The 25,356-nt window shown below is 51.7% G+C and carries 22 protein-coding genes, 1 tRNA gene and 1 pseudogene; 11 read left to right on the top strand and 13 right to left on the bottom strand.

From position 1 onward, the window contains the following. Window positions 1-27 precede the first annotated feature (27 nt). The 3 genes and pseudogenes from ACZ5ER_RS07050 to ACZ5ER_RS07040 all read left to right on the top strand — a co-directional run. Window positions 28-104, top strand: a tRNA-Arg gene (locus ACZ5ER_RS07050). A gap of 21 nt (window positions 105-125) precedes the next feature. Next, window positions 126-419 (top strand): MazG nucleotide pyrophosphohydrolase domain-containing protein, encoded by a 294-nt coding sequence (locus tag ACZ5ER_RS07045; RefSeq protein WP_050003244.1) that lies wholly within the window; start codon window positions 126-128, stop codon window positions 417-419. 155 nt (window positions 420-574) lie between these two features. Then, a pseudogene (locus ACZ5ER_RS07040) lies at window positions 575-1,504 on the top strand (TldD/PmbA family protein); the annotation flags it as partial. A 28-nt stretch (window positions 1,505-1,532) separates the two neighbouring features. Here ACZ5ER_RS07040 and ACZ5ER_RS07035 read toward each other — a convergent pair. After that, the gene (locus ACZ5ER_RS07035) at window positions 1,533-2,666 is read right to left on the bottom strand and encodes an MFS transporter (RefSeq protein ID WP_464934104.1); all 1,134 of its coding nucleotides are present in this window, start codon (window positions 2,664-2,666) and stop codon (window positions 1,533-1,535) included. Window positions 2,667-2,685: 19 nt separating this feature from the next. Beyond that, complete coding sequence (locus ACZ5ER_RS07030) at window positions 2,686-3,972, bottom strand: radical SAM/SPASM domain-containing protein (protein ID WP_050003243.1); 1,287 nt, start codon at window positions 3,970-3,972, stop codon at window positions 2,686-2,688. 417 nt (window positions 3,973-4,389) lie between these two features. On the opposite strand from ACZ5ER_RS07030, the gene ACZ5ER_RS07025 reads away from it, so the two are divergent. Beyond that, window positions 4,390-5,712, top strand: a complete 1,323-nt coding sequence (locus ACZ5ER_RS07025) for a TldD/PmbA family protein (RefSeq protein ID WP_050003242.1) — start codon at window positions 4,390-4,392, stop codon at window positions 5,710-5,712. Window positions 5,713-5,763: 51 nt separating this feature from the next. On the opposite strand, the gene ACZ5ER_RS07020 is transcribed toward ACZ5ER_RS07025, so the two are convergent. Then, complete coding sequence (locus ACZ5ER_RS07020; RefSeq protein WP_464934103.1) at window positions 5,764-7,077, bottom strand: RNA-guided endonuclease InsQ/TnpB family protein; 1,314 nt, start codon at window positions 7,075-7,077, stop codon at window positions 5,764-5,766. A gap of 229 nt (window positions 7,078-7,306) precedes the next feature. On the opposite strand from ACZ5ER_RS07020, the gene ACZ5ER_RS07015 reads away from it, so the two are divergent. Then, window positions 7,307-8,383: a DUF835 domain-containing protein gene (locus tag ACZ5ER_RS07015; protein ID WP_464934102.1), complete on the top strand. Its 1,077-nt coding sequence runs from the start codon at window positions 7,307-7,309 to the stop codon at window positions 8,381-8,383. Between the two features lie 78 nt (window positions 8,384-8,461). Here ACZ5ER_RS07015 and ACZ5ER_RS07010 read toward each other — a convergent pair whose 3' ends face one another. From ACZ5ER_RS07010 to cobB, 6 genes are read right to left on the bottom strand one after another with little or no spacing between them, the layout of a single operon-like run. Then, window positions 8,462-8,923: a COG2426 family protein gene (locus ACZ5ER_RS07010; RefSeq protein ID WP_050003240.1), complete on the bottom strand. Its 462-nt coding sequence runs from the start codon at window positions 8,921-8,923 to the stop codon at window positions 8,462-8,464. Then, entirely contained in the window at window positions 8,920-9,549 is a 630-nt protein-coding gene (locus tag ACZ5ER_RS07005; protein WP_464934101.1) for a phosphatase PAP2 family protein, read from the bottom strand. The genes ACZ5ER_RS07010 and ACZ5ER_RS07005 overlap by 4 nt, the downstream gene beginning before the upstream one ends. A gap of 43 nt (window positions 9,550-9,592) precedes the next feature. Further along, a complete protein-coding gene (locus ACZ5ER_RS07000) occupies window positions 9,593-10,174 on the bottom strand; it encodes an ASCH domain-containing protein (RefSeq protein ID WP_464934100.1) in 582 nt (193 codons plus the stop codon). Further along, on the bottom strand, window positions 10,131-10,859 hold the full coding sequence (locus tag ACZ5ER_RS06995; RefSeq protein ID WP_050003237.1) for a TIGR02253 family HAD-type hydrolase: 729 nt from the start codon (window positions 10,857-10,859) through the stop codon (window positions 10,131-10,133). The genes ACZ5ER_RS07000 and ACZ5ER_RS06995 overlap by 44 nt, the downstream gene beginning before the upstream one ends. A gap of 33 nt (window positions 10,860-10,892) precedes the next feature. After that, window positions 10,893-11,294 (bottom strand): DUF3783 domain-containing protein, encoded by a 402-nt coding sequence (locus ACZ5ER_RS06990; RefSeq protein ID WP_050003236.1) that lies wholly within the window; start codon window positions 11,292-11,294, stop codon window positions 10,893-10,895. Next, window positions 11,291-12,043, bottom strand: a complete 753-nt coding sequence (cobB, locus tag ACZ5ER_RS06985) for an NAD-dependent protein deacetylase (RefSeq protein WP_050003235.1) — start codon at window positions 12,041-12,043, stop codon at window positions 11,291-11,293. The genes ACZ5ER_RS06990 and cobB overlap by 4 nt, the downstream gene beginning before the upstream one ends. Before the next feature lie 131 nt (window positions 12,044-12,174). Here cobB and ACZ5ER_RS06980 point away from each other — a divergent pair, with 131 nt between their 5' ends. Together ACZ5ER_RS06980 and gyaR are read left to right on the top strand one after the other, a co-directional pair. Next, a complete protein-coding gene (locus ACZ5ER_RS06980; protein WP_050003234.1) occupies window positions 12,175-13,362 on the top strand; it encodes an aromatic amino acid transport family protein in 1,188 nt (395 codons plus the stop codon). Between the two features lie 30 nt (window positions 13,363-13,392). Then, window positions 13,393-14,400, top strand: a complete 1,008-nt coding sequence (gene gyaR / locus ACZ5ER_RS06975) for a glyoxylate reductase (protein WP_464934099.1) — start codon at window positions 13,393-13,395, stop codon at window positions 14,398-14,400. Between the two features lie 88 nt (window positions 14,401-14,488). Here gyaR and ACZ5ER_RS06970 read toward each other — a convergent pair whose 3' ends face one another. Next, entirely contained in the window at window positions 14,489-15,208 is a 720-nt protein-coding gene (locus tag ACZ5ER_RS06970) for a DUF72 domain-containing protein (RefSeq protein ID WP_464935141.1), read from the bottom strand. A gap of 133 nt (window positions 15,209-15,341) precedes the next feature. Between ACZ5ER_RS06970 and ACZ5ER_RS06965 the strand changes: the two genes are divergently transcribed. Together ACZ5ER_RS06965 and ACZ5ER_RS06960 are read left to right on the top strand one after the other, a co-directional pair. Next, window positions 15,342-17,075 (top strand): P-loop NTPase family protein, encoded by a 1,734-nt coding sequence (locus ACZ5ER_RS06965; RefSeq protein WP_464934098.1) that lies wholly within the window; start codon window positions 15,342-15,344, stop codon window positions 17,073-17,075. 108 nt (window positions 17,076-17,183) lie between these two features. Then, the gene (locus tag ACZ5ER_RS06960; protein WP_464934097.1) at window positions 17,184-18,443 is read left to right on the top strand and encodes a methyl-accepting chemotaxis protein; all 1,260 of its coding nucleotides are present in this window, start codon (window positions 17,184-17,186) and stop codon (window positions 18,441-18,443) included. A gap of 124 nt (window positions 18,444-18,567) precedes the next feature. Here the strand turns inward: ACZ5ER_RS06960 and ACZ5ER_RS06955 are convergent, their stop codons facing one another. Next, window positions 18,568-19,233 carry a Kae1-associated kinase Bud32 gene (locus tag ACZ5ER_RS06955; protein WP_050003230.1) on the bottom strand — a complete coding sequence of 222 codons (666 nt, stop codon included), beginning with the start codon at window positions 19,231-19,233 and terminating at the stop codon, window positions 18,568-18,570. Between the two features lie 176 nt (window positions 19,234-19,409). Between ACZ5ER_RS06955 and thsB the strand changes: the two genes are divergently transcribed. Both thsB and ACZ5ER_RS06945 read left to right on the top strand, forming a co-directional pair. Then, window positions 19,410-21,065, top strand: a complete 1,656-nt coding sequence (gene thsB / locus ACZ5ER_RS06950; protein ID WP_464934096.1) for a thermosome subunit beta — start codon at window positions 19,410-19,412, stop codon at window positions 21,063-21,065. Window positions 21,066-21,179: 114 nt separating this feature from the next. Continuing rightward, complete coding sequence (locus tag ACZ5ER_RS06945) at window positions 21,180-22,058, top strand: zinc metalloprotease HtpX (RefSeq protein WP_050003228.1); 879 nt, start codon at window positions 21,180-21,182, stop codon at window positions 22,056-22,058. A 194-nt stretch (window positions 22,059-22,252) separates the two neighbouring features. On the opposite strand, the gene ACZ5ER_RS06940 is transcribed toward ACZ5ER_RS06945, so the two are convergent. Continuing rightward, entirely contained in the window at window positions 22,253-23,920 is a 1,668-nt protein-coding gene (locus ACZ5ER_RS06940) for an ABC transporter ATP-binding protein (RefSeq protein WP_464934095.1), read from the bottom strand. After that, window positions 23,917-25,260, bottom strand: a complete 1,344-nt coding sequence (locus ACZ5ER_RS06935; protein WP_464934094.1) for a radical SAM protein — start codon at window positions 25,258-25,260, stop codon at window positions 23,917-23,919. Before ACZ5ER_RS06935 ends, ACZ5ER_RS06940 begins: the two co-directional genes overlap by 4 nt. Window positions 25,261-25,356 lie beyond the last annotated feature (96 nt).

Here is a 25,356-nt window from a genome sequence, read left to right as displayed (position 1 = left end):
AAGAGCACCCCGGAACCTTAGGAGCGAGGGCCCGTAGCCTAGCAGGATAGGGCGCCGGCCTTCTAAGCCGGAGGTCGCGGGTTCGAATCCCGCCGGGCCCGCCAGAACTCTTTTTGGTGGTGAACATGGAGCTCAGGGAATTCCAGGAGATGATTAAGGAAATCTACTTCCACAAGGACTCAAAGAGGGGCGTTGAGAGAACCTTTCTCTGGTTCGTGGAGGAAGTCGGTGAACTGAGCGAGGCGATAAGGAAGAGAGACCGCGAGGCGATGGAGGAAGAGTTCGCCGACGTTTTAGCGTGGCTCGCCAGCTTGGCCAACCTGCTTGACATCGATATTGAGGAAGCGGCTAAGAAGAAGTACCCCGGCGTCTGTCCCTACTGCGGGAAGAAGCCGTGCGAGTGCGAGGAGAAGTTTTAGCTTGGGCATCTCTCATTCGTACACATTTTCTCTCTTTCCGAATTTAATGATGAGAAGAACACTTAAGCCTTCTCTTCTTTTCGATATCCATCTAAACGGAAAGACTTTTATACTCTTCTATGGACTATTATATGCATTAATCCGAGGTGGTGTGCATGGAACTTCTGGAATTTGCCGTTGAGAAAGCCCTCGAACTGGGGGCAAGCTATGCCGAGGCTCGCTTTGAGGAGAAGAACGGCACTTCTCTGGCCATGAAGAACGGCAATCCCGAAGGCCTTGAGATACTCGCCGACAGGGGGATTGGCATCAGGGTTTTAGTCGGGGGAGGCATGGGCTTCGCAAGCACCAACGTCCTCACGAAGGAGAGCGTCGCTGAGGCCGTCAAGAAGGCCGTTAAGCTAGCCAGAGCGGCCTCCAAGGTGAGAAACGAGCCAATTCGCTTTTCAGAAGAGGACTTCCACCGCGTTTCCTACAAGGTCAAGATGAAGAAGGACTTCAGGGACGTTTCCCCGGAAGAGAAGTTAGAAATCCTCCGGAAAATCGAGGAGGAGGTTAAAGCCACCGGCGTGAACGTTCCCATGCGCTACCTGATGTACTCCGACCAGCTATGGAAGAAGGTCTTCGTAAACAGCGAGGGGGCCTACGTAAAGAGCAAAATCCCGCGCGTTTCGGTAACTTATAACCTCGTTGTCTTCGAGAACGGTCAGATGGAGCAGGCGCCCTTCGTCCAGAGGGCCTTTTCCGGTGGTTTCGAGCTAATCGAGAAGGACGAGCCCTGGAACTGGGCGGTGAAGGACGTCAAAGCCCTGAAGAGGCTCATAACCGAGGGCAAGAAGCCACCGGAAGGGAGGGTTGACCTCGTCATAAGCCCTGAAGTCGCTGGCATAGCGGTTCACGAGAGCGTCGGCCACCCCTACGAGTCCGACAGGATTTTTGGTAGGGAAGCCGCCCAGGCGGGAGAGAGCTTTGTCAAGCCCGACATGCTCGGCGAGAGAATCGGGAGCGAGGTAGTCACTGTCATAGACGACCCGACGATTCCGAACAGCTGGGGCTTCTACCTCTACGATGACGAGGGCGTTAAAGCCCATTTCGAAGGATAAAGCCAAAAAGACCTTAATAGCCGTGCTTCCTACTAATAATTGAGAATAAAAAGCCTATCCCAAGGAAGAATGAGGCTATAATAATAAGCCCGTGCATTATACCGATACAGTCAAAGAGCCATCCTAGGAGAGCGTTTAGGATGCCATTGGTTATCGCCGCAGTGAGTGAGTAAAGAGACCCTAATGTTGCCCTCTTTTCGTCAGGAATCGCACCTTGGAACTTCCCTTGCCACTCCTTGAAGGCCTGGGCAAATGTGAAAGTGCCAAGGATTAGGGTAACAAAACCGAGCCATTTATTAAGCCCTGCAAGGAGAAGAAGGAGGGGTAGTATTATTCCCGCATGACGGTAGAAAACATCTCTGTACTTACCAACGTCAAGGTACCATGAGACGCTGTTGATGACCGTATGGAATGCAGAGATTGCCGAAACTGCTATAAGGGATGCCAGGAACCTATAAAAGTAGAGTTGCATAAAAGCTGTGAAGGCTGTAACTGGAAGTCCAATGATGTTAGCATATAGGAAGATCCAAATGACTTCTGGAGATTTTTTTATGAATTTCAAGCTTTCAAGAAGGTGGAGACTATAAGAAAGCCCACTCTTTGCTTCATCTCCAGGAATCGTGGCGAGAACAAGAAAGGATGCGACGACGAAGGGTATAGTTAAGAGTATCGTTAATCTCATGCCGACAAAATCAGCGAGGAATCCGCCCATCATGGTTCCAACGAAACCTCCTATCATCTCGAAAGATCTAAGCCTACCATAAACCTTTGGATAATCCTTGGCTCTACCACTCTTGCTGAGAAGTTCGTAAATCCACCCAGTTTCTGCCCCGGTCATGAGAGCAACTGAAAGCGCGCCGAAGAGTGTCGCAAGGAGAACCCCTGGAAAGGAATGCGCAAGGTACAATGCAAGCACGCTCGGTATCGTGAGGATCTTTGAAAGTAAGACACTTACCTTCTTTGAAATCTTGTCAGCAACGATTCCTGTAGGGACTTCAAGTAAAGCAACTAGAATTAGAGATAAACTCATTAAAAATCCCATCTGGGTTTTAGAAAGGCCAAGACTCTGAAGATAGATTAAGTAGAAACCAGAATAGAAAACTATATGAAGAAGACTCGAAATGTAGAAACGATTAACGTAGTTCATGGTCTCGCCTCCTAACTCGCTAAATTTGTTTCTTACTTGCATATTTGTCTCCTAACTCCTTAATGAATAGTTGTAGGTACTCCCTGAAACTGTATTTTTGAAAGGGACAAAAACCAAGATCCAATTTGCCAGAATGCAAGTAGTTATTGTATATACATCCACCACCACAAAACATTAACATTGGACAATCCCTGCATTTTGAATTATTAAGCGGATTAAGACTAAGGAACTTTCTGTGGGTTTTTTCTGAGATGCCCTTTTGTACAGTCCCAACTTTAAATTGTTTTAATCCCACTAAAGCCCAACATTTATAAATATCTCCATTATAATCAATAACAAATGAATTGTTTGTTATTGCTCCACAGGGTATTCTCTGTACATAGAACGGGAGAGTTATACTAAAACCTCTTCTCTTAATTTGCAAATATAAATTAAGAAATTTTTTTGAAATCAGAGGATAATTTTTAATTTCATCTGGGTGAACAAATCCTATTCCTATATGAAGATACTTTTTGTTTATCCCGTATCTATCTAACTCATCAAGCAGTTTTGGATATTCCTTAATGTACTTTAGGTACAAGTTAGATCTTAAAGCAACATGAACTCCATTATCTGTCAGCAATTTGATTCCCGTAATTATTGTCTCAAATGTAGGGAGCCCTCCTCTTAATGGGCGGAGCTTGTTATGAATTTCTGGAGGACCATCCAACGTTATTTGAATTTGTTTAAATTTCTTGAAGTATTTTTTATACCTCTCCCACAGATCCTTTACAAGATAACCATTAGTTATCAGCTCAAACGTAATTTTTTGACCCTGATGACTTTCTAGTTCGTCCATAAGATATGTGAGTACATTAATATTTAGGAGTGGCTCGCCACCATAGAATATCACCTTTATCTTTTTTGAGTTATATGACATCCTATTGATAAACTCAATGACTTCATCTGCAATGCGCCTGTTCATGTGTCTTTCTTGGAGTAAAATTTGATTAGTATGTTCATAACAATATACACATTCAAAGTTACACGATCTAGTGACAAGTATTGTGAATGTTTGAAAGGATACATCAAATTTCAATTTTTTCAAAAGATTTTCATAAGCATAAAATTCATTGTAATTATCTTGGACTATAATTAATTTATCTTTTAACACCTCAAATATTTTTTGGGGAATCAAATTGAAATTTGCTGATATTAGCATATTGTATAGTTCAGAGTCAATGACATCGATCTCTCCGATAAGGGGATTTATGACAATGTATCCATCATCGTTTTTAATAAAGTGTACAAGTTTATTTAATCTCATTGTATATCACCTTGTATATTACCTCAAATCAAATATAAAAAATAAAAAATTCTAATCTAAAATCTCACTCAGACTCCTCGTCATTTATTGTTATGCACAAATTTGGACATCCGTAAAAATTTGGAGGTACCTGACATCCGCTGGTTATCTCCTCCTTTGTGGTGTAAAGTGTTTCTATTTTCACAATTCACACCTCCAAGTGTTTTTCAAGTACAATTACAAAACCATGAATTTATAAATTTTTTTAAGACAAGAGGTTATTAACTTTCAGTTAATATAAATTCCACAGTAAAGACGTCGAGTTCTATCCTGGAACCTGCGGTAAGGGCGAGCCCAGTCAGGGAGTCCCGGTGTGGATGGGTGGATCACACGCGAGGCTCAGGGACATACCGCTTAGGAGGCCGTGAGGTGGTGAAGATGTTCGACGTTAATGAGTTCATCCTTAAGAAGGCCAAGGAGCTCGGCTTCGGTGACGTCGTAGTTCTGGGCTACGAGATGGACAGGAGACAGGTTCGCTTCGCCAACAACGAGATAACCGTCGCCAAGAACTGGCACGAGAGGAAGGTGGAGCTCTTCGTCGAGAAGGACAAGAGGGTAGCGAGCACGACCATAACCGAGCTGAGCGAGGAGAACATCGAGAGGACTCTAAAGACACTCTTGAGCAACATGAAGGGCATGGCGCCGAAGGAGGACTACTATGGAATCGCCGAGGGTCCGTTTGAGTACAGGGACATTCCAGAGACCTTTGACAAGGCCATAGTTGAGCTCGACGAGCCGAACGAGTACGTGGAGAGAGCCATCAACGCCGCCCTCGAGGAGGGCGCCAAGAGAGTTGCAGGTGTCCTCTACACCGACCACAACAAGCTTTACCTCACCACGAGCAACGGCGTTGAGGCCTTCGACGAGGGGACGGGGATAGAGATAAGCGTTAGGGCCTTCATCGGAGACCTTGAGAGCGGCCACGGGACGAACTCGGTCCGCGTCCTCAAGAAGTTCGACCCAGAATCCGCTGGAAGAAAAGCAGGAGAGATAGCAAGAATGGCGCAGAACCCGGAGCAGGGACCGGAGGGACGCTTCGACGTCATCTTCGACCCGCTGGCGTTTGCGAACCTGCTCAGCTACATGAGCTTCATGACCTCGGCTTACGCGGCAGAGGCCGGTTTCAGCTTCCTCGTGGACAAGCTCGGCCAGAAGGTCGCGAGTGAGCTCGTCACGATAAAGGACGTCGGCAACATGCCCAACGGCTACGGAACGAGAAAGTTCGACGACGAGGGCGTCCCGACAAGGGAAACGACGATAATCGAGAACGGAACCTTCAAGACGTTCCTCCTTAACACGAGCCTTGCCAGGAAGTACGGCACAGAGACCACGGCAAACGCGGGCTTGATAATGCCCCACGCCTGGAACATAGTCCTCGAACCGGGCGACTGGTCGAAGGAGGAGCTCTTCAGCGAGGTCAAGAGGGGCATCTACATCACCAACGTCTGGTACACGCGCTTCCAGAACTACGTTGCAGGGGACTTCTCGACGATACCGAGGGACGGGATATTCCTCATTGAAAACGGCGAGCTGAAGCCGATAAGGAACGTCCGCGTCAGCGACAACCTGCAGAGAATCCTTGAGGGCATCAGGGCCCTCGGAAAGGAGAGCTACCACATCCACTGGTGGGAGGTCAGCACGCCGGTCTCGACGCCCTACGTCCTCGTGGAGGACGTCGGGATAACGAGGGCGACGAAGTGACGCCCCGTTCTTTGCTGACCTCCTTCCCGCCGTGAAGGGCGAGGGTTTGGCTTAACCCCTCGCCAGTGATGGGGAGGTTCGAGGGGTTCTCATTAGGGCAACCCTTGAAAAGGGTTCTTCGAACCCCTCGGGGAGGGCCTTCCCCCCGTTACCCCTCCTCTGAGCATAAAGCCTGCCCAGATTCGGGGTTATGGTCCTCACAACCTTCCTCAAAATGTTAAACGCTCCAACTAAGTCTGCATTAAAAACAAGCCCCGTTGCGGGACACTTAAATAACCCACGAACAAAACGAGCCCCCTCGTGAGGCTTCCCGCAAACGGGACAAACCTTAGACGTGAAAGCCTCATTAACAACCACAACACGAATACCATACTCTTCCGCAACTTCAATCAGGCGTTTAATAACGTAATTAAACCTCCAAACGTGAGAGCGGAGGAAGTTCTGCCTTTTACCCTTGTCAGAATTCCGAGCTATGCCCTTTGGATAACCAACGACGATTCTATTAACTCCCAACTCGTAGAGCTTCCTAACCGTTCCTCTTACGGCAGTGTTGATGTAGTGTTTAGCCTGAAGCTTAGCCTTTTCGTGCATTCTCCTGAGTTTCCTACTCGTCTTGGCTCCCGATTTATTGAGTTTTGACTGGTAGTCAGCAATTTTTCTCCTCCAGTAGAAGTCAATGCTTTTAAGCGGTCTTCCATTGACCAGAAAGCTTTCTCCATTCTCGACATAGACGGCCATGAGATTGTTCACTCCCAGGTCAATGCCCGCCGAGAGGTTTCCCTTTGGTGTTCTTGGAACGCTTGCCCATTCCCCGCCCTCAAGTTTTTCCTCGACTGTAAAGCTCACGTGAGCATACCATTTTCTCCTAACTGGGTCGTAGGTTATTTCTAATCGCCCCTGCTTGCCCTTAAAGTGAATTCTGCCTTTAAACTGGATTTCGAGGCGTTTAAACTTGCCAAGACCCTTGAGGATTAGTTTGTTCCCTTCAATCTTGTACTGGTCGTTTCTCAGGACGATTAAGGGTTTTCTCTTCCCGTCTTCTTTGAGGTAGTTTGGCGGTTTTGGCTTAAGCCAGTCTGGTAGTTCACCATTCCGCTTTTTTCGGAGGAGGGAGAAGAAACTCCGCCAAGCTTCGGCGTTTTTCCTCGCTATTTGCTGGACTGTGGCAGAACCGATTTCTCGTTTAAACTCCTCGTAAACGGTTTTCTCTGTTGAATTAAAGTCCACGATTTGCTCTTGGAAGTATTGTTGTCGCCTCAAGTAGTTTACTCGGTTCCAGGCTTTGGCTCCTGCATCGGCTAACTGGTGGAGGATTTTCGCTTGTTCTTTTGAGGGCTGGAGTTTTATTGTTACTGAGCGCTTCATTTCAAAGTACGGTAGGATTTTTAGGCTTTAAAAAAGTGTTGCCTTCCTGATTGAAAGGCGTTGAGTAGTTTACTGCATCCCAGCCGTGAACGGCGAGGCTTTCGAGAGAAAAATGTAATTTTTTAAAAATCTTCTCAAAATTCTGTCGAAAGTTTCCTCTAAACTAGCTCTAAAAACCAAAACGTTAATAGCCCCCACACGAAGCAATAATACTAAGTGGGTGAGGCGCGTGCTGGAGATTCTAAACGTGATTATGAGGCTTTTTACGTGGGGGTTTGCCCTCTACAGGTGGGTCAGGAAGCAGGAGAAGTTCATGCTCTTCTTGAGCCTAGCATTATGGATTGATGTCTTGGCCGCACTTGCCCAGGGACCGATACTGGAAGAGCTGGGGGTAAACCCTGAAGTAACTGCATTAATGCCCCTCATGGCCCTGCTGGCCGTGATCCAGGGGGTACTTTTACTGGTCACTTCTCTTGCCATTCTTGAACGGCTTGAAAGTCTGCGTGCTCAAGTCTTGCTCACTGCAATTGTCGCAGGAGGCTCCACTTACGTCCTTATCACGACGATATACAGTCTGTCCCCCTCAGTTCTGATGGCGTTTCCCGTGTCGTTTGTTGGGCTGTCCCTCATGACCCTTAGCTATGTTCTGATTGAGAGAAGCATAGGAATCAAAAACATTGCAGTCCTCTTTCCCCTCGGCGCATTCCTTCTAGGTGTTATTAACCTCACGTACCCTGTGACGATAAACACTTCGCTTTCCTCTTATTTTTATGGAGCGGGGGCGCTGTTCAGGACGATGATGCTAATCGGCATGGCAAAATACGCACTTTTCCAGGTCACGCCCCCCAAAACCACGGTGGTAAACATCCCCAAGGGAGCGTTTTACGTGGACAACCCGAGGCACCTGCAGGCAATACTCCAGAAAATGGAGTCCGCTGGGAACGGTGTTCTCATTACCAGGAGCCCACCTAAGGGCGGAACACCGACGTTTCCAGTCTTCTGGGTCACCAATGTCTCTTCAAGTGCTCCCTCTGAGAACGTGACGATAATACCCCCAACCGATATGGGGATACTCGTGGATCTGGTCAAAAGGCACCTAGAAATGGGACATTCAATCGTCGTGCTCGACTGCTTTGAGTACCTCGCGCTGGAAAACGGCTTTGAACGCGCTTTCAAGTTCCTGCTATCACTGAAAGACCACGTCCTCAACGCGGGAGGCACCTTAATAGTGGCCACAGACCCCTCCACGTACTTGGAGAAGCAGTGGAGGCTCATTGAGAAGGAACTTGGGGGGCTTGAGGTCTAAGCACATTTGAGCTCCAAAAGGTGTGGACATCAAGGAAGGCTAGTATGTTGAAGCCCGCCTGAGTCTTTCCTTTTTGCCTTATCCAAACAGCCCCAGCGCGGGGAGTACCGTTATCGCCATACTGAGGAGTCCTCCGAGTACCAGGGCGGGAACCGTCTGCTTCTTCCCGATTCCCAGGAGGTAAGCCGCGAGGCTACCCGTCCATATTCCCGTCCCTGGCAGGGGTATCGCGACAAACACTATCAGTCCAAGGAAACCCCACTTCTCAACGTAGGGGCGGGCCTTCTTTCTCACGCGCTCGACGTAGTAGAGATACAGGCGCGCGAGCTTCTTCAAGGGGGTATTCTCCAGCCACAGCATAATCCTGTCTATGTACGGCAGGGCTGCTGGAAGGGCAATTGAGAGGAGCAAAACACCCAGGGCAGCCGTCAAAAGCGTCTCCCATAGGGGATAACCCCCGCCGATGCCGTAGACTATGGCGTAGCGCCCCTCGAACGTCGGGACGAGCGAGAGCAGAAAGACCTCGATGATGCCGTTCATACCTCAACGACCCCCACCTTGAACTTTTCGAGTATTCTTCTCGCAAAAGGAAGCCAGATGTCCTCTGTCAGAATTAACAGGCGGTAGAGCCAGGGGGCGAAGATGAGGCTGAAAAAGACGTCGCCAAGCCAGTGGTAGTGAAGAAACAGCCTTGTGAGGGCTATTCCTACTGCGTAGGCCCATGCAAATGGGGCAAACCTTTTCCAGCGGTCGGCCACGTAGCCCGCTATTATCGAAGCCCTGAAGGTATGCCCCGAGGGAAAGGCCCCGGCGCTAAGTGCGTGCGCTCCGGGGAGTGGCCTCGGCCTCGGTTCGGCGAAGGCGAACTTCAGCACCCCGACCACCGCAAGTCCAACCACTGCCGACGCTACAAAGGCCAGGGTTCTGTCAGAAAGCCGTCTTTCTCTTTTCCAGTCGTGCAGAACCGCAAAAATCACGAAGAGGACGAGAAAGAGGCCATCACCAAGCCACGTGAGGAAGTTCATCAAAGGGGTATCGAGGAGGGGAAGCCGTGAATTGACAAGTTCGTTTATCCCACGGAGTAGCCCCGTCGTCTGGAGGGCCAGGACAAAGAAAACCCCCGCGGTGAGTGCTGTAAACCGGGTGTCAAACTTGCTTTTTTTCATTGCGTCTAAAGAAGGAAGAAGCCGTAAAAAAGCTTTTCCTGCCCTAAATCAGTCCCGCCCCGTAGAGGCCGTGGTAGACCTTGAGGAGCGCCCCCTGGACTTTCTTGGGCCCGAAGGTTCTGACCGCTCTCCCGAGCCCCTCGTTGTAGATGCGGCGCATTATGAAGTCGGTCTCGCGGTTGAAGTTGAGCCTGTCCTGGTTTTCTAGGTAAAGCCTCGCTATTTCCTCCGGCTCGCGGTAGTTGAGGCCCTTGAGCCACTTGAGTGGAATCCCGTCCTCAAAGCGCTTGATGACCTTAAACCCTATGATCGTCACCTCGTCGTCCCCGTAGAGCTCCCCGTAAATCTTGTTCAGCTCGCGGAGGAGCTCTTTAACGTCGGAAAAGCCGTCGAGCTTTGCGTCCTCGTTGGTGAGCTCCTTCACTTTCTTTCTCTCGACGCGGGTTATCCGTACCTTTGCTACCGCAGTATCGCTAGGGGTTACCACGAGGTAGACCTCGCTACCCGGCTCCGCCTCGTAGAGGCCATATCGTATTGTCGTGACTTTATCCCCCCTGAGGATTCTGGACTTGTAGGCGCTGTCAATCAGCATGAACTTCCGAATCCGAACGCTCTTTCTCCTCATTGTTAAGTCCCCTCACGATTTTCGGCACTTCTTCTAGACTATCAACGGCGAAGTCCGCGTAATCGAGGTATTCAAGCTCCTTATCGCGGTATTTTCCATAACGGAACCAGATGGTCTTCATTCCGACCCTTTTAGCTCCATAAATGTCCGAATAGAGTCTGTCCCCGACCATCACGGCCTCTTCTGGTCTCACGCCCAGTTTCTTAAGCGCCCGCTTAAAAATTTTCGGATGCGGTTTCCTGACGCCAAGGTAATCCGATATGAAGACGTCGTCAAAGAAGTCGTCGAGTTCAAGGCGGAGTATCTTTTCCCACTGCTTTATCGGGTCGCCGTCGGTGACCACTGCAAGGACGTACCCCTCCCTTTTCAGGTCAAGGAGGACTTTTCTCGCGCCCCTGACGCTCCGCAGGTAAGCAAACTTCGTGTTGTGGTAGGCTATGACTCCAGAGGCCACCCATTTGGGGTTCTGGGGCAGTTCGAGCCTCCTCAGGAGGTAGTCAAAGTGCCTGTTGAAATTGCTCCCGTATTCGTTTATCAGCTCAAGGAGCTCGTTGTAAGCGGTATCAAAGCCAACGGGAAGACCGTGACGTATCATGTTTTCTATCGCGTTGCGCCGCGCCATCTCGGCAAGTTTAGTCGTATCAACGAGAGTGTCATCTAAGTCGAACAGGACGGCCTTTATCATGACCCCACCCTCACTGGTGGTTACACTAAACCATTATTTAACGTTGCCGATGTCGAGGAACGGGCCCTTCCGTTCCTTTATCTGTCTCTTCACTTCCCGCATGGCCCGGAAGTATTCGTCTTCCTGTCTGAGCTCCGCGAGAAGTTCTTCGAGTGTCCACCCCAGGTTCGTTTCAGTTGTCGTCGCAAATATTACTCTGCCCTCCGCGAGCTCCCTAACTGCGGGGATTACCCTCTTGATGTCCTCGTTGCTGAGTCCGTGCATTATGAGGAACTTTCCGCCTGCCCAGTCCAGCTTCCCCTCTTCGAAGTCCTTTTCAAGTATTTCCGAAACTTTGAGGCCCCTGAAGTGCTCGGGAACTGGAAGAACCGGGTAGCCGAGCTCTTTGACTTTCTCAACTTCCTCACTCGTGAAACCGACAAGGAGTACCTTCATATCAGCCCCTCCACGAGCTTCACAAGTTTTGGGAGAACCTCTCCAGCCTTTCCACGCAGAAAGACGTCCGCCACCGGCGTTACCCCACTCCTCTCCACGTTGACCTCTATGACCCTGCCGCCCCTTTCCTTCACGATGTATGGGATGTAGGCGGCGGGGTACACCACACCGCTCGTCCCGACAACTATGACCGCGTCCGCCCTCTCGGCGAGGTTAAACGCCTTCTCCAGTGCTTCCTTCGGCAGAGGCTCACCGAACCACACAACGTCAGGCCTGAGCAGAGAACCGCAACGCGGACACCTCGGGAGTTCTCTAGACTCCACGAACTCATGGACGCGGCCGCTCCCCTTCAGGTTCTCCCTGTAATCGCAGGAGGTACAGCGAACCCTGAAGATGTTCCCGTGAAGCTCTATCAGGTTCTTCGTCCCGGCTTCCCTGTGCAGGTCATCAACGTTCTGGGTTATCACCGCCTTAAGAACGCCGATTTCCTCAAGCCTTGCGAGGGCGTAGTGCGCGGGGTTTGGTTTTGCTCTGAGAATTTTGCGCATCCTCCACCTGTAGAACTCCCAGACGAGGTGAGGGTCTCTCCTGAAGGCCTCGGGGGTGGCAAGTTCCTCCGGCCGGTACCTCTTCCACAGGCCGTTGAAGCCCCGGAACGTGGGGATGCCGCTTTCAGCGCTTATTCCTGCACCGGTAAACGCTATCGCAAACTTAGACCTGGCAAGAATTTTAGCGGCGTGGCTCAGCATGGTAATACTTTGATCGGGAGCTTAAAAATTCTACCTACCTGGGAGGCCATCGAAGGATATTGGAAATTCCCTTCAACCTTCCGAGCGAGGATTTAAATTGGGTTTGTCCTGCCACTGAACTGGTGAGAGAGATGCCGGTCTCTGAGGGAGTTGATAGGAAAAAGGTCACCACTTCTCACGGCCGCTATTATTCGGCCCGCATAGCGGCCCAGAGAAGAAAGAAGCTCGTGATAATCCAGAACGTAAGGAAGAGAAAGGCCACCCGGGGACTCAGGGTGAACATAATACAGGTCGAGAAGAAGCACATAACAAAGGGGGAGGCTCTGGCTATCCTCGTGGGGACACAGATAGGTGCTGGAGTGCTCGGTCTGCCCTACGCCGCCAGCAAGGTCGGCCTTATACCCGCCCTGGCAGTGCTCATTGGTGTGATGTTCCTCATGCTCTGGACGGGTCTCATCGTCCTTAAGTTCTCGGCAGGAATGGGCGGGGCACAGATGAGCACGGTGGCCCAGCGCGTCCTTGGGAAGGCCGGCGGCTGGCTGATGTATCTCAGCATCTCCATAATGAGCTTTGGTGCAGTCCTGGCCTACATAGCCGGAATGGGGAGCGTCTTCGCGGGCCTCTTTGGGGTAAGCGAGACGGTAGGAGCGCTCATCTTCTGGGTTCTCGCCTCGCTGGTGGTCTACCGCGGTCTTGAAGCGAGCGGAAAGACCGAGCTGGCAATGAGCTACGCCATGCTGGCGCTCTTCATAGCGGTCACGGTAATGCTCGTCCCCCATGCAAAGCTCAGCAACGGCCTCTACACAGACCTCTCCGGAATTCTCAGCATGACGGGTGTTGCAATCTTCGCCCTCGGCTGCCACACCGTCATTCCGGACGTTTACAAGGGGCTCGGAAGCTACGAAGAGACCAAGAAGATTCTCGTCTGGGCCTTCGTCATTCCAACTGTTATCTACGCGATATTCATGGTGGCTTTCCTTCTCGCCTTCGGCAGAAACACTCCACAGATAGCCACTCAGGGCCTTGAGCTTCTCTACGGGCGCACTGGAAAAATCGTCGGCAACCTTATTCCCCTCCTGGCCATAACCACGAGCTACATAGGAATAGCACTGGCACAGCAGAGCAACAACGAGGAGTTCGTGGGGCTCAAGAGGCCGATAGCCTGGGGTTTAACGGTTATCCCACCAGCTCTGGTGTACTTCGCAGGTGTCAAGAACTTCGCAGACGTACTGGCATTTGCAGGAGACACCGGGGATATGATGGCCTTCATAGTCCTGCCGATACTCATCTGGCTCGTTGATAAGCTGAGAAAACGCTAAAAGTACCCCTTTTCTTTTCTTTATCCGGTGATGCCAATGCCAAAGGTTTTCATCACGCGCGCCATTCCTGAGAACGGTATCGCGATGCTGAGGGAGCACTTTGAGGTCGAGGTCTGGCCCGAGGAGAGGGAAATCCCCAGAGGGGTTCTGCTTGAAAAGGTTCGCGATGTCGATGCGCTGGTGACCATGCTCAGCGAGCGGATTGACGCTGAGGTCTTTGACGCCGCCCCGAGGCTCAGGATTGTGGCTAACTATGCAGTGGGCTACGACAACATAGACGTCGAGGAGGCGACAAGGAGGGGAATCTACGTCACCAACACCCCCGACGTCCTCACAGATGCAACAGCAGATTTCGCATGGACTCTTCTGCTCGCAGCGGCGAGGCGCCTCATCGAGGCCGAGAGCTTCACGCGCTCCGGTGAGTGGAAGAGACGGGGAATAGCCTGGCACCCGCGCTGGTTCCTCGGCTACGACGTCTACGGGAAGACGATAGGTATCGTGGGCTTTGGCAGGATTGGCCAGGCCGTTGCGAGGCGCGCTAGGGGCTTTGGAATGAGAATTCTCTACACTTCGCGCACGAGGAAGCCTGAGGCCGAGAAAGAACTCAACGCGGAGTTCAAACCCCTTGACGAGCTCCTCGGTGAGAGCGACTTCGTGGTTCTGGCAGTTCCACTAACAAAAGAGACCTACCACATGATAGGTGAGAGGGAGCTCAGGCTTATGAAGAACACGGCGATACTCGTGAACATAGCGCGTGGAAAGGTGGTGGACACGAAAGCGCTGATAAAGGCCCTGAAGGAGGGCTGGATAGCCGGGGCTGGACTTGACGTCTACGAGGAGGAGCCATACTACAACGAGGAGCTCTTCAGCCTGAAAAACGTTGTCCTCGCGCCCCACATAGGGAGTGCAACTTACGGGGCGAGGGAGGGAATGGCTGAGCTCGTGGCGAGGAACCTCATAGCATTCAAGAACGGGGAGGTTCCGCCAACCCTCGTGAACAAAGAAGTTGTAAACGCCAGGAAGCCAGGGTTTGATTGAAAACCGGACGGATGATGAAGACACCCTCGGCTGAGGCGTGATGAGCTGGACCCGTGCCTGACTTTTTAAGGGGGCCGCGGCGCCCCCTTCACTCCTTCACCATCACCTTGAACCTCTTCGCGTCCCTGCACATGTCCGAGTTGTTGAAGAAGACAAAGCTCTCCCCGCGGTTCCAGCCGAGGACGCGCTCCCTGATTTTCTCCAACTCCTCGTCGCTGTAGGAGTGCCTGTAGATTATCCTTCCGTTCTCGTAGCGCCCGTGCAGGCGGTAGTAGCTGGTCTCGCCGTTGTGGAGGGGAACCCTCACGAGCGGATCCGTGACGTCTATAACATTGAATTCCCTGACGAAGCGCTTGATGCCTCTCTCGCTCCAGCCCCTAAGCTCGACGGCAATCTCAAAGTCTTTCCTCTCCACCATCTTGAAGAACTTCTCGGCGTTATCAAAGCTCTCCTCGCTCTCCCTGAAGCTTTTGGGCAGTTGTATCAGGATAAAACGCGCACCGAGGGCCTCGGCTTCCTTCAGCGTTATCCTCCAGAAGTGGAGGACTTCACTGGTCGGTTTTAAGAGACCGACGTTTTTGCCGGGTCTTACGTTGCTTCTGCGCCATGTCGGGCTGTTGGGCGGGTGGGTTACCCCCTGGAATGCCTTTATGGCAAAGGTGAAGTCCTCAGGAGCTTCCTTGCGCCAGCGTTTGAGGGTCTTCTCCTGCAGTATCCTGTAGAACGTCTGCTGAACCTCAACGGCATTGAAATTCATAAAGTACTTCGCGCGGGCCTCGCAGAATCCGCAGGTTCCCACGTTAATCATTTTCATCACTCCAGATGCTCTCTACGGCAGCGCATGAAATTGAGTAACTCTCGTCTTGCCCACTATCGCGCTTCATCTTATAAATTAATCAGTGCAGGTCAACCTTATAAACTCCGGGGTGTAGCCTCGAAAGATGAAGCCGAAGCTGAACCCAGAGGCCAAGGCCATTTACAGGGCAATAACTGCGGAGATTAAAAAGAGGCTGAGTCTCCCGGGTAGCGAGGCCCATCTTGAGAGGTTCTCACTCACAAACGACCCGGGAGAGATACGCGAGAGACAGGAGTACTTGAGGACAAACCTGCCCAAAGTCAGGCCGGAAATGAGGGGCCTCATCTCAAAGGTAAGGCCAATCCGGTTTCAGAAGGAGTTCTTGAGCGATAGGGTTCTTCTCATTGACGAGTCCGAGGTCGAGAGGGCCGAGTCCCTGGGCCTCTGTCACGTGACCACGGACCCTACGGAAGCCCAGGAATACCCGATAGTCCTCAGCACGCTTGGTTACGGTGTTGACGTGGAGTTAAAGCCCCAGGACATCGCACCCGAGCTTTACCTCCTGCCCCTCTGGAAGAACAGGGGGACGCTTGAAGCCCTGGCGAGAATCGGGGAGATGACTGGGGAGAGAAGCGTTGCTCCAGATATCCTGGACGCGCTTGAAAAGTTCGGCGAGGTAATGGAGCGGGAGAGCGTCCTCGAATCGCTTGACGAGCTGATAGCCGAGAAGGAGCACGAGCTCAACGAGAAAATCGGGGAAAGGCTTGAGAACTTCAGCCTGACCCTGAGCGGCAAGGAGCTCTTAAACTTCCTCACCCAGCTCCGCGAGGGGAACTACGACGCCATATTCCGGCACTTCAGCGGAATTGAGGAAGAAATCCTTGAGCTGATAAACAGGGCGGAACACGAGCTCTCCGAGATGCTGGGCACAGCCGTTGAGGTATTTTCCAGGGAAGAGCTCTACCCAGTCCGTGTAGCGCCCGAAAGCATTGAGGGGCTGAGGAGGCTCCTTGAAAGGGAGCTTGCCCTCGAACGCTACCTGGCAGCTAGGGAGACCCTTGAGAAAATCGGCCCCCTAATACCAAAGCTCAGAGATGAGATTGAGAGGGTTCATGAACTCGATTTCCTTCTGGCCGTTAGGGAGTTCACTGAGGGCTTTTCGTTCCCGGGGGTTTGGGAAGGGGGCATAGCGTTCCTCCAGGGGAGGCACTTGTTCATCGAGAACCCCCAGCCGGTCAGCTATGTGGTGGGAAAGAAGCCCGAGGAGCTCAACGTTCCGGGTGCAGACGCGGTTAGGGACGAGGGCATAGTAATCCTCACCGGGGCAAACAGCGGTGGAAAGACGAGCCTGCTTGAGCTGATAACCCAGATAGAAATCCTGTTCCACATGGGCTTCCCGGTTCCTGCCCAGAAAGCCTGGATTGAACCCCTTGACGAGCTGTTCTTTTTCAGGCGTAAGAAGAGCGTTTACGGCGCAGGGGCGTTTGAAACGGCGCTGAGGTCGTTTGTGAGGGCGCTGAGGGGCAAGGGGAAGAAGCTAATCCTGATCGACGAGTTTGAAGCAATAACCGAGCCCGGCGCGGCGGTGAAGATAATCGGTGAACTCCTCAAGGTGGCAAGGGAAAGGGGCTTCTTGGTTGTCATAGTTTCCCACCTTGGAGAAGACCTAAAGAAGGAGCTCCCGTTCGCGAGGGTGGACGGGATAGAGGCGAAGGGCCTCGACGAGAACCTCAACCTGATCGTTGACAGGCAGCCCATCTTTGGAAAGCTCGGCAGGAGCACTCCCGAGCTGATAGTTGAGAGGCTTGCAAGGACATCGAGGGGGAAGGACAGGGAGATATATGAGCGGATTCTGGTCTCCTTCGGACGGGGTGTGTAGGTCTCTGTGTAGGTAGTTACTACACTTGTAGAGCGTTATGTTCTTACTTTGTTTAATTAGAAAACTTTAAGTATATCCTGCGCGTTATTCCTTTGGAGGGAATCCGCCATGAACGAGAAAGCCGCGCTCATAGCATCACCAGTTCTGGCCTTCGGCCTGACTATCGTGCCCGCTTTTCTGGCGGGCCCCCTTGCCGGTCTGGTCGGAGGCATTTTTGGAGTCGGCGCCGGGATAATGCTGACGAAGAACATAGCAAAAAAGGCCACAATCCCACCGGAAGTTGACCAGTACCGCAGGGAAATAGAGGAGCAGATGAGAGTAATCATTGAAATCCTTGACAGAATTGCAGAGGGCGACCTCTCGGTCGAAGACACGAAGCTCAACGGGCACCTGGGGGAGATAAGAAAAGCGATAGAGAAGATGCGCAATAACTTAAACGACATGGTCGTGGCGATCAAAGACGCGGCAATCACTGTCCAAGAAAGGAGCGCAGTTATCAAGGAGAACATAGAGCAGATCAGCGATGCAATCAGCCAGGTTGCAGAGGCCATCAACCAGGTCAGCATAGAGGCCCAGCGCGAGCAGGAGAACATCAACCGCATGACGGAAACAATGCGCTACATAGACGAGATTGGCAAGGAGACCATAACCACAATGGAGGACTTTGAGAAGTCCATGAGTGAGGTTGTCGGACTTGCCAGGGAGGGCGGCCAGAAAGGAGAAGAGGCTGTTGGTCAGATTGAAGAGATAAGGAACATGATGCTGATGATAGAGGAGACCGTCAAGGGCGTCGCGGAGATGGGCAAGAACATCGCGAACATCACCAACGTCATCACGGGCATTGCAGAGCAGACCAACCTGCTCGCCCTCAACGCGGCCATTGAAGCCGCCCGTGCCGGCGAGGCTGGAAAGGGGTTCGCAGTTGTTGCCGATGAGATTAGAAACCTCGCGGAGGAAAGCAAGAACGCCGCCGACGACATACGCAACATCGTGAACCAGATAATGGAGAGGATACAGGAGAGCGTTGAGGTCACGGGCAAAAGCGTGGAGACCGTATCCACTTCAACCGAAGTCCTCAAGGAGAGCGTTTCCTATCTAACCCAAATAGCGGAGCTCATGGAGGAGATGGAAGTCAAGGCCAATGAGCTGAAGAACAAGGTGCTTGAGGAGGGCGAGAAGATAGACGAGGGCCTGCGCTTCCTTGAGAACCTCGCTGCCTCTGCGGAAGAGACCACTGCAGCTGCGGAGGAAGTCAGCGCCGCGGCGGAGGAGCAGACTTCCGCACTGGAGGAGGTAAGGGCAACCATGTCTGACTTTGATAAGGTTGTGCAGAAGCTCGTGGAAGCTGTCAGTAAGTTCAAGGTCTGATTTTCTATCCTCTACCTTTTGATTTCAGCCCCCATTTTCTCTGAGATTCATCATCTCGTTTTGTTGTTCAGGCGCATTCTTGGGGTTCCGGGCATCTAAAATATGTAGAACAGCCGGTGGTGAATCATTTCACCCAGCTCCGCTCCCGGTACCTCCCCCTGCTCTCTATCTCTTCTATCTTCTCCTCGATTTCCTTCCTCACTTCCTCGCCGAGAACCTCGCCGTACCCCTCAAGAACGGCTCTGAAACCCTCCTCGAACCACGTGTAGTGCGTGCTCTCCATGGCGCGTTTGAGGAGGTGGAGGTCAACGCCCCTCGCTTCCAGAGTTGAGTCAAAGTCGGCTAGGCCAAAGTCTATGAGGTAAACCTTCCCCTCGCGGAGAATCATGTTGCTCGTCGTCAAATCGCCGTGGACGATGCCGGCTTTGTGGAGCCTCGCAACCTGCCTTCCGATTTCCCTGCAGAGCTCCAGCCTTTCGTCCATTGAAACTTCTTCGAGGTGCTCCTTCAGCCTCTTCCCCTCAATGAACTCCATGACTATTATCATGTCCCGCAGGTTGACCTCGTAGATGTAAGGGCAGTTCACGCCGAATTCCTTTGCACGGTGGAGGATTCTCGCCTCCCTGACCGTCCGCTCCTTTCTGAGCTTTATGTCTATCTCAGGAATTCTGTAGCGCTTCGGAACCCTGTGCTTCACGATTACCTTTTCGCCGAGGAGCGGGACGCCGAAGACCTCCTCAAAGGTTCCCTCGTAGATTTTTGCCTCGGCACCCTGGGCTATGAGCTTCATTCTACCACCACTCTCAGCTCTCGCTTAACGTTTTAGCCCTTTCTATAGTTTTTTCCAGCTTTTTCTGTCAACCGACTAAAGCAAAAGCGAAAATTTGAACAATTTGAGCAAAAACTTTAAATAGAGCACTGACGAAGCGTCCCTGCAATAAGGTAAAACGTTTGGAGGAATGTCAAATGGCACAGCTTAGTGGACAGCCGGTTGTTATTCTGCCTGAGGGAACCCAGAGGTATGTCGGTAGGGACGCTCAGAGGCTTAACATTCTGGCTGCAAGGATTATAGCCGAGACTGTTAGGACCACCCTCGGCCCGAAGGGAATGGATAAAATGCTCGTTGACAGCCTTGGTGACGTCGTTGTCACCAACGATGGAGCCACTATTCTGGACAGGATAGACCTCCAGCACCCTGCCGCTAAGATGATGGTTGAGGTTGCCAAGACTCAGGATAAGGAGGCCGGCGATGGAACCACCACCGCCGTCGTCATCGCCGGTGAGCTTCTCAGGAAGGCTGAGGAGCTCCTCGACCAGAACATTCACCCGAGCATAATCATCAAGGGTTACGCCCTTGCAGCTGAGAAGGCCCAGGAGATACTCCAGGACATCGCCATAGAGGTCACTCCGGACGACGATGAGACCCTCATGAAGATAGCCATGACCTCAATCACCGGCAAGAACGCCGAGAGCCACAAGGAGCTCTTCGCCAGGCTTGCCGTTGACGCCGTCAGGCAGGTCGCCGAGAAGAAGGACGGAAAGTTCACCGTGGACATCGACAACATCAAGATTGAGAAGAAGGCCGGCGAGAGCGTTGAGGAGAGCGAGCTCGTTCGCGGCGTCGTCATCGACAAGGAGCGCGTCCACCCCAGGATGCCGAAGAGGGTTGAGAACGCCAAGATCGCCCTCATAAACGAGGCCCTTGAGGTCAAGAAGACCGAGACCGATGCCAAGATAAACATCACCAGCCCCGACCAGCTCATGAGCTTCCTTGAGCAGGAGGAGAAGATGCTCAAGGAGATGGTGGACAAAATCGCCGCCACCGGTGCGAACGTTGTCTTCGTCCAGAAGGGTATTGACGACCTCGCCCAGCACTACCTGGCCAAGTACGGCATAATGGCCGTCAGGCGCGTCAAGAAGAGCGACATGGAGAAGCTCGCCAAGGCCACCGGCGCCAAGATCGTCACCAACGTTAAGGACCTTACCCCTGAGGATCTCGGCCACGCCGACCTCGTTGAGGAGCGCAAGATCGCCGGCGAGAGCATGATTTTCGTCGAGGGCTGCAAGAACCCGAAGGCCGTCACCATACTCATCCGCGGCGGCACCGAGCACGTCATCGATGAGGTTGAGCGCGCCCTTGAGGACGCCATCAAGGTCGTCAAGGACGTCATGGAGGACGGCTACGTCCTTCCGGCTGGCGGTGCTCCTGAGATTGAACTTGCCATCAGGCTTGACGAGTACGCCAAGGAGGTCGGTGGTAAGGAGGCCCTCGCCATCGAGAACTTCGCCGAGGCCCTCAAGATAATCCCGAAGACCCTCGCCGAGAACGCCGGTCTCGATACCGTCGAGATGCTCGTCAAGGTCATCAGCGAGCACAAGAACAGGGGCAAAGCCATTGGTATCGACGTCTTTGCGGGCGAGCCCGCCGACATGCTCGAAAAGGGCATCATCGAGCCGTTGAGGGTTAAGAAGCAGGCCATCAAGAGCGCCAGCGAGGCGGCAATCATGATCCTCAGGATCGACGACGTCATAGCCGCCAAGCTCAGCAAGCCCGAGGGCGGCCAGGGCGGAGGAATGCCCGGCGGTATGGGTGGAATGGGTGGCATGGACATGGGCATGTGATGCCCCTCTTATTCTCTTTCTAACCCCTGAGAGGTGCCTTTTCAGTGCATCCTGCGGTTCTTGGAAGCCAAAATTTTTAATACCATATAGTTATTTTAGTTCGGGGGTGAGAGAATGGGACTCGTGATGTGGCTTCGAACCGGCCTGCTGATGGCCATCCTCACGGGACTGCTCATGGGGATAGGCTACCTCTTCGGCGGGCCAAATGTGGCTTTCATGATGTTTCTCTTTTCAATGCTGTTCAACTTCATAACCTACTGGTACAGCGATAAAATCGTCCTCAGCTGGTACAACGCGAGGATAGTTGATGAAATGGAAGCCCCGGAGCTATACGCGATAGTCAGGAACCTCGCTGAGAGGGCGGGCCTTCCGATGCCGAAGGTGGCGATAATCCCGACCGAGACGCCTAACGCGTTCGCCACGGGAAGGGACCCGAAGCACGCGGTCGTCGCCGTGACCACGGGGCTGCTCAAAATCCTCGACAGGGACGAGCTTGAGGGCGTTATCGGCCACGAGCTGACCCACATAAAGAACCGCGACATACTCATCGGGACTGTGGCGGCCGCGATGGCCGGAGCCATAATGCAGCTCGCCTACTGGGCCAGGTGGATAGCAATATTTGGCGGCTTTGGGAGGGACGAGGACGACGCGAACAACGTGCTCACCGCAATACTGGTGGCCATTCTAGCCCCGATAGCGGCGATGCTCATTCAGGCGGCCATAAGCCGCTCCAGGGAGTTCTTGGCCGACGAAGGCGGTGCAAAGATCAGCGGAAAGCCCTGGGCGCTCGCGAGGGCCCTCATGAAGATTGAGCAGGCCGTCAGGTACAGGCCGATGAGGGAAGGAAACCCTGCAACGGCCCACATGTTCATCGTGAACCCATTCAGGGGCATGAGCATTGCAGAGCTGTTCTCAACGCACCCGCCGACCGAGAAGAGAATCGAGAGGCTCAGGAAGATAGCGGAGGAAATGGGCTACGCGCCCGTCTTCTGAATTTTCTTAGTTTTGCTATCGAGAATGACTACTTTGAGCTTCTTTTTGCACAAATCTTTTGACTTGGTCCTTAAGACCCCAAAGCTATCTCTTGAGGTCTTTAACCCATTGGTCTTGGATTTGAAGGTGTTTGATTTTTTCATAAGCATGTTTAAGCGGTATGAACAAATGCCCACAGCTTCATCCTTGAAATTTTATAGGAGTCCTGTTGCTTCCTCCTGCTCCCTGAAAAGCTCGCGGTAGCGCGGGCAGTCCTCGAACAGCTCCCCGTGAGTTCCCCTGCAGACGATTCCTCCGTTATCGAGGACCCATATCTCCTCCATTCCGCGGACAGTCGAGAGCCTGTGGGAGATGACGATTAACGTCATATCCCTCTCCATCAGCCGCTCTAAAATCCTCGCCTCCCTCTCGGAGTCCATGCCCGACGTCGCCTCGTCGAGTATCAGAATCCTCGGGTCTCGAGCGAGGGCCCTCGCGAGGCCAATCCTCTGCCTCTGCCCCAGCGAGAGGTTCTTACCCCCTTCTTCAATCCGGTAGTCGAGGTCGAGCTCCTCAAGTTCAACGGCCCTCAGGAGTTCCCTCAACCTCTCGTCCGGGATTTCCCTGCCGAGGGTCAGGTTCTCGCGCAGAGTTCCCGTGAAGAGGTAGGGGTGAGAAGGAACGTAGATGAGCGAATCACCGAGAAGGGCTAAGGGAGGACAGCCCCCGACGCTTACGCTCCCCTCGGTTGGCTCGATGATTCCCGCCATAATCAGGGCGAGCGTAGTCTTCCCAACGCCCGATGCCCCGACGATGCCGACCTTTCTGCCCTCCGGAATTCTCCCGCTTATTCCGTCGAGGACCTTTGAATCCTCATAGGACAGGGAAACGTCTTTCAGCTCAATATCGTAGGATTTCGGCGAGCAGGAGGGCTTTTCGAGTTTCGGTGTTTCCCTTTCAATGACGTCCCATATCCTCTCAATGATTGGAACGGCGCGGTGGTAGCTGCTCCAGAGGAAGGCGAAGCGCTCAACCGGGTAGTAGACCCTTCCGAGGTAGGAGAAGACGGCCACGGTGGAGGAGAGCGTCGCCATGCCGTTCTTGACGAGAACAACTCCGGAGAGGAGGACCAGAAGCGGGAGAATCGTCGAGAGGTAAGATTGAAGGCCGTAGTTGGCCGAACTGTAAAAGGCCACCTTCTTCGATGCCTCGACCCATTCGTCGAGCTTCTTCGAGACCCTGTCCACGAGGTAATCGAAGGCGTTCAGCGTTTTTGCATCGAGCCTGCCGTCGAGCCCCTCCTTGAAGTACTCCACCGTCTCTGCGTAGCGCTTCCTCTCCTCGGCAGAGGCCGTTTTGAGCCCGTGCACGAAGGTCCTCAGCGAGAAGCCGTAGACCGGCAGGGTGAGGAGAGTTATGACGCCTAGGTAGAAGTTCAGCCTGAAGACAACGATGACCGAAACGAGGAGCGAGAAGGCCTCAATGATTATTGCCGGAATCAGGGACATGCCCATTCTGCCCACTATTTCAGTGTCGGACTGGATGCGCGAGAGAGCGTCCCCAGTGTCGAGGTTTTCGGAGAGTAGCGTCGAGATGAAGAGCTTCCTCTTGAGCCACGCCGCGGCCTTGGTCTCGGCGAAGTTACTCACGAAACCGCCGTAGAGGTAAACGATTGTCGAAGCCGTGTAGAGAAGGACGATTATCCCGATGTAGCTGAGAATCTCCCGCGTGCTCAGATTTTCAAGGTTTGCCAGCAGGTCCCTTAGGTAGAAGGGCACCATCGCCGAGAGGAGGGTCGAGAGCGCTCCGAGGACTATCAGAAGAACAGTGTAGCGCTTGTGTGCGAGCCCAATCTGGAGAACCCTATGGACATTGTTATTCATATTATCATTCCACCCAACGTTTTTATAACTGTATTCATATCTCGGGTGGCGATATTATATATTATGCGGTCCAGTGATTTTTGATAGGCTTTGGCATATCTTAGATAGTATTTGCCTCCAATTTCATCCAAATGAGCTTTACAGAAACTACAAACACTAGCCATCCACTTATCTCCAGGATTTAGAGATAGTTTTGATATCGAGAAATTCCCTATCACACGTTCAAATCTATCTTCCAGCATTTTGGAAAAATCTTTATCTACAATCTCTCCCAAATAGAATCGGTGGTCTAAGTACACTTGATGGCAGGGATACACTTTTCCATCATAAAACACAGTAAGTCTTGCGGGGAGCTCAGGACATATGCATTTTTTTATGTAATATGTGGGACTAAGAAGCTCCCGAAGAATCATGCAGGTTCCCATTTCTTTTATAGGGATACCCTGTTCCCACTTTGAAAACAAATAGTCTACAAGCTCCACCATCATATCTGCAACTTCCTGCTCTGTTGGTTCATATTCTTGTTTCTTTCCATCTATAGTGGGGAATACATAACCTACTATGAAAGTCTTAGAGAATCTGCTAAGATAATCTAGTATCTCTGATATTGAGTGTATTTTAACATAATTCCTAGCATAAGTAATTTCAAGTGCTAGAGGAACTTCCCTCTCATTTAAAAGATCAATAGCACGAATTATATCATCATGTGTGCCAGTATCATCAGGATAAACACGATTAATATCATTAATCTCCTTGGGCCCATCAATGCTTATAGTAACGTCAAACTCATGCTGTTTAAAAAACTCGGCGATTTCTTCGGTTATTAAGGTCCCATTGGTAATTATCCCATATTTGAATGTATATCCCGCATTATCTGCATATTCAATCAATTTTTCTATCAATCTGAAATTCATTAAAGGTTCTCCCCCATAAAACTGAATATTAGTTATCCCTAATTCATCAGCAACATCCAATGCCATTTTTCCAATTTCAAACTTCATGAGACCAGGATTGTTGTAGGTGCCACTGTGGGCATAGCAATACTTACATGCTAGATTACAGGTTTGAGATACCATTAGAACCATCATAACTGGATTCGGTGACTCAAATGATAGAGCCTTAGTAGTAGTCTCCTCACGCTTCTTACGTACTACTTCTTCTATGTCTTTAATAACCTGCTTCTCATATTCAGATAGCAGACATTTCTCATTATTCTGAAATTTTTCGAGAATTTCTTTCTCATTTTTGTTTAATATAATAATCGCTCTGCTTAATGGATCGAACGCTACGTATTTATCGTTACCAACCGGATATGACACAATGTGGATCCCCAACCTCATGTAGATCCCCCCATTGCAGTACATGTAAAAATTAAAAACAAATAGAAGCTGCAATCAAGTCGTGCTAACATTGCAGCAGCAGTGGTTGCCGGAACC

The sequence above is a fragment of the Thermococcus marinus genome, assembly GCF_055389025.1.
Note: the sequence above shows the minus strand (reverse complement) of the source record. Positions and strands in the feature narration are given on the sequence as shown.